This is a genomic window from Aeromonas media (assembly GCF_000819985.1).
GTDB lineage: Bacteria > Pseudomonadota > Gammaproteobacteria > Enterobacterales > Aeromonadaceae > Aeromonas > Aeromonas media.
This window is the reverse complement of record NZ_CDBZ01000014.1, coordinates 1-4,279: the sequence shown is the minus strand read 5'-3', so window position 1 is coordinate 4,279 and position 4,279 is coordinate 1. Positions and strand designations below refer to the sequence as shown.

The following is a 4,279-nucleotide window of genomic DNA, read 5'->3' as shown; positions in this document are numbered from 1 at the left end:
TGCTGCGCCCGGAGCGGGTGAACGAGGTGATCGCCGTGGTCGAGGCCGAGTACCCGGCCAGGTTTGGCCTCAAGGCGGACTGCTATGTCTGCCGCGCCAGCGCCGGGGCGGGGGTCATCGCATGAAAGAGTTCCATCTGCGAAATGCAGCGGGTCTGCGGTTGAGCGTGCTCGATTTCGGGGCAACGCTCACCGCCCTCGAGATCCCGGTCAACGGCACGTCTCGCAATGTGCTGCTGGCCTGTGATCCGGTGGATTATCCCGAGCAGCGCGCTTATTTGGGCTCGATCGTGGGGCGTTTCGCCAATCGTATCGGCAACGCCCGTCTGGAGCGGGATGGGCAAGAATGGCAGATCGATGCCAACGAGGGCACCACCTGCCTGCACGGGGGCAGCCACTCCCTGCACAACCGGGAGTGGCAACTGGCCGAGCTGGCCGAAGATCGCATCCGTCTGCAAACCCGGCTGGCCGACGGCGAGCAGGGCTTCCCTGGCAATCTGGACGTGACGGTGGAATACCGGCTGGAGCAGACCGATCTGGTGATCGCGTTGAGCGCCATCACAGATGCACCGACCCCGGTCAACCTCACCAGCCACGCCTATTTCAATCTGGATGGCGGTGACGTGCGTGACCATCGCATCACCATCAATGCGGATCGCTATCTGCCGACCGATGAGCACTCGCTGCCGCTTGGTATCGCACCGGTCGAAGGGGTATTCGATTTGCGGCATGGCAAGCGGGTCGGGGAGCAGTGGATGACCCACTCGCAGCAGGAGAAATGCCTGGGATTCGATCACTGCTTCTTGTTTGATGACGCCTCGTCCGCACCACAGGCCACTCTGATGGCAGGGGATGGCAGCCTGCGCATGGAGATGCATACCGACCAGCCGAGCGTCCAGCTCTACACCGGCAACTGGTTGGCCGGCGCGCCCAAACGCGGGGGTGGGCATTGGGGAAACTATCAGGGGATTTGTCTGGAGGCGCAGCAATTGCCAGACAGCCCGAACCGTCCAGAATTGGGCGACCCTTGGTTGATGCCAGGTGAACGTTATCAACACGTTACCCGTTATCGGCTCATCCCGGTCGTGGCGTGACTCATTGAAGGGGCGCGTCAAGTCGCCCCTTTGTCGCACCTCTTCCGCCCATCGGCTTCATCATGACCGCATTCAACACAGAAAAGGAACGAAACATGCTGCCCGCAGCTTTATGGCCTCGCGCCATTGCGATATCAGTCGTGCTTTGCGTCTCGGTATTATGGCTTGATGCCGATTATCTCGGCCTATGCGCAGCCTTCTTGACCACAGGATCCTTTGCACTACAAGTGCTGCAGATACTGAAAACCAGGGAGACCAAAGCGATCTCGAACAGCATGTATCTCGCGTTCAGTTGCGGCGTGCTGTGCTGGCTGGTGTATGGCCTTCAGATCGGCGACATCCCCCTTATCATTGCCAATGCCATCACGCTGGCCTTGGCATGCACAGTGTTGCTGCTCAAACTGAAAAACGAATATCTAACCATTCATTAGCTGACCGAGTGGTGGACGAGGCCACTCAGTACCCAACATGGGCTTCTCATTTTTGATTCTTACCACACACTTTCGCGGGCATGACGGCATAAATCTCAGCACGATCCGTGGCATAAGGCGTCGCTGTGCCACAGGTCATCGAGAAGGGTCAAAGGCGGTTAACTGGCCGGCCCCTGGTCGAGGCGCGGATCAGCAACTCGCCCTCCAACTTCATCTGCAAAGCGATGGGCTTCTCTCCTTGCGCCAGTTGCAACAAGGTATCCACCGCCTGTTTGCCCATCTCGTCGTAAGGCAGTTCGATGGAACTCAAAGGAGGCTCCATTTCGCTGGCCAGCATCTGGTTGTCGTGGCCGGCCACCAGAATGTCTTCCGGGATGCGCAACCCCGCCTCGGCAATCGCCTGATAGCAACCCTGGGCCATGTAATCGCTGCAACAGAAGATGCCATCAGGCGGCTGAGGCAGTGCCAGCAGTTGCCGGGTCTGTTCATAGGCCTCGTGCAGCGACCAGTTGCCCACGCGCACCCATTGTGGTTCAGGGATCAGATCGTGGTTGATCAGCGCCTGGCGATACCCTTCCAACCGCAGGCTGTTCGCTTCCATCCAGGGCTCTCCCTGAATAAGTGCAACCCGTTTGCAACCTTGATCCAGCAGGTGTGCCGTCACCTTATAGCCCGCTAACTTATCGGCAGGCAGGATGGAATAGCGCTCGGGCAAGCTCGTGGCTTCCAGATAACAGTTGAGCAACACGGTAGGCACCTGTGGGGAGAGCTCCATCTCGGCGAGTTGCCTTGTCATGGAGGAGGCGAAGATCATCCCCAGATAATCCCCCTGATTGATCTCCTGTTCGATCAGTCTGGTGAGCTCCGCGCTGTTGCGATAATCGAAGGTAACCAACATGCGATCAGCCTCCCAAGCACGTTCATTGCAGGCATTGATCGCATCGAGAAAAGGGTCATAGGAGGTGAGGCCATTGAATACGAAAGCAATTTTTCGCGCAGATGGCCCCCTGGGTAGATGTTCGGCTCGCTTATGCTGGTAACCCAGCTCGACCGCTTTCTCGAGCACTCTGCGCCGTGTTTCGTCCGCCAGCTTGATGGTGGTCGAGCCATTGAGCACGAGTGAGACCGTTGATTGGGAGACGCCGGCAGCCGCGGCGATGGCACTCATGGTGATGCGTTTATTGTTCATCGGTATGACCATAATGTGAGCGGTACCGCCCAGATAATAATATTAATTATTTACCTTCCATCATGACTCATGATTACGGGCATGAGCAAGTAGTACAAGCGCTTTCGGAGACGATACAGGAGTTATCTGGCACAGAACGATAACCCCGAGGAGACAACAGCTCGCCAACTCCAGCTTGAGAACACCTTAAATTTGTTCGTTTTGTGACTGATCCCAGAATTCTATCCTTCATCATTTGCAACCAGAGTTATTAGCTAATAATAATTAGCAAATAGACACAAATAATTAGTAAAGAGGTTCTCCGATGGCGGTACAACAGTGGTCAACAGAACGGGCTTGGCAGTGGTGGGATAAACAACCTTGGCTACTGGGCTTCAACTACCTGCCCCGTACGGCGGTCAACTGGACCGAGATGTGGCAGGCCGAGACCTTCGATCCCACCATCATCGATCAGGAGTTGGCCTGGGCAAGCGAACTGGGCTACAACACCCTGCGCACCAATTTGCCGTTTATTGTCTGGCAACATGATCGTGATGGCCTGATCGCACGGATCGAGCAATTCCTCACCCTGTGCGGCAAACACGATATCCGCGTGATGATGACCCTGATGGATGACTGCGGTTTTTCTGGTGATCATCCCTATCTGGGTAGCCAGAAACCACCGCGGGACGATGTTCACAACAGTCAGGCGGCAGCAAGTCCAGGCCGCAACATCGTCACTGACCCGACCCAATGGCACGAGCTGGAGCGTTACATCCGCGATCTGGTGCATACCTTCGCCAATGACGAACGGATCTTCATCTGGGATCTCTACAACGAGCCGACCAACCGCGGCATCTTCTCGGAAGGCGATGTCGAGGTGCGTTTCGATGAATCGCTGGAGACATATGCCCACTATCTGATGGAACTGGCCTTCGTCTGGGCCCGGGAGGAGAACCCCATCCAGCCGCTCACCGTCGGCGCCTGGCATGCCCCTTACAGCATCGGTCAGGGAGATGCTGAATTTACCCCGGAAAACACCTTCACCCACCCCACCGACCGGCGGGCCATGGCGCTGTCGGATGTCATCACCTTCCACTCCTATCAGCGCATGGAGGGGTTGAAGATCTCCCTGGAGGTAGTCGGCAGCTATCGCCGTCCTATGCTCTGCACCGAGTGGCTGGCACGCCATGTCGGCAGCACGGTGGAGCAGCAATTACCCCTGTTCAAGGAGCTGAAGATTGGCGCCTATCAGTGGGGCCTGGTGAAAGGCAAAACCCAGACCCATTTACCCTGGCCCTTCGTTCGCAATATCGACCCCGACTGGCGCCGGGTCTGGTTCCATGATCTGCTGGAAGAGGACGGCACCCCCTACTCCGCCAGCGAAACAGCACTTATCCGCGCATTGACCCGCTCATAACACAAGAAGGACGCCACAGCGGTGGCGCTCTTCACAACCCATTCATGTCGTAGAGGTTGGCAGATGACAGACCAAAAGATACAAAATAGAGAGCTGGCGGGATATTTCAGCTACGCCGTCGGGCAATGCCTCAGCGTCGGCCTGGTGGCAGGGCGGGATCGCACTTT

Annotated in this window: 4 protein-coding genes; 3 read left to right on the top strand and 1 reads right to left on the bottom strand. The window is 57.1% G+C overall.

The features are described 5' to 3' along the window. The first annotated feature begins 121 nt into the window (after positions 1–121). Together BN1127_RS01440 and BN1127_RS01435 are read left to right on the top strand one after the other, a co-directional pair. Entirely contained in the window at positions 122–1,093 is a 972-nt protein-coding gene (locus BN1127_RS01440; RefSeq protein ID WP_042648222.1) for a galactose-1-epimerase, read from the top strand. Between the two features lie 62 nt (positions 1,094–1,155). Next, positions 1,156–1,524, top strand: a complete 369-nt coding sequence (locus BN1127_RS01435) for a SemiSWEET family sugar transporter (RefSeq protein WP_231557419.1) — start codon at positions 1,156–1,158, stop codon at positions 1,522–1,524. A gap of 148 nt (positions 1,525–1,672) precedes the next feature. Here BN1127_RS01435 and BN1127_RS01430 read toward each other — a convergent pair whose 3' ends face one another. Next, positions 1,673–2,713 (bottom strand): LacI family DNA-binding transcriptional regulator, encoded by a 1,041-nt coding sequence (locus tag BN1127_RS01430; protein ID WP_042648221.1) that lies wholly within the window; start codon positions 2,711–2,713, stop codon positions 1,673–1,675. Positions 2,714–3,017: 304 nt separating this feature from the next. On the opposite strand from BN1127_RS01430, the gene BN1127_RS01425 reads away from it, so the two are divergent. Beyond that, positions 3,018–4,112 carry a glycoside hydrolase 5 family protein gene (locus BN1127_RS01425; protein ID WP_042648220.1) on the top strand — a complete coding sequence of 365 codons (1,095 nt, stop codon included), beginning with the start codon at positions 3,018–3,020 and terminating at the stop codon, positions 4,110–4,112. Positions 4,113–4,279: the final 167 nt, after the last annotated feature.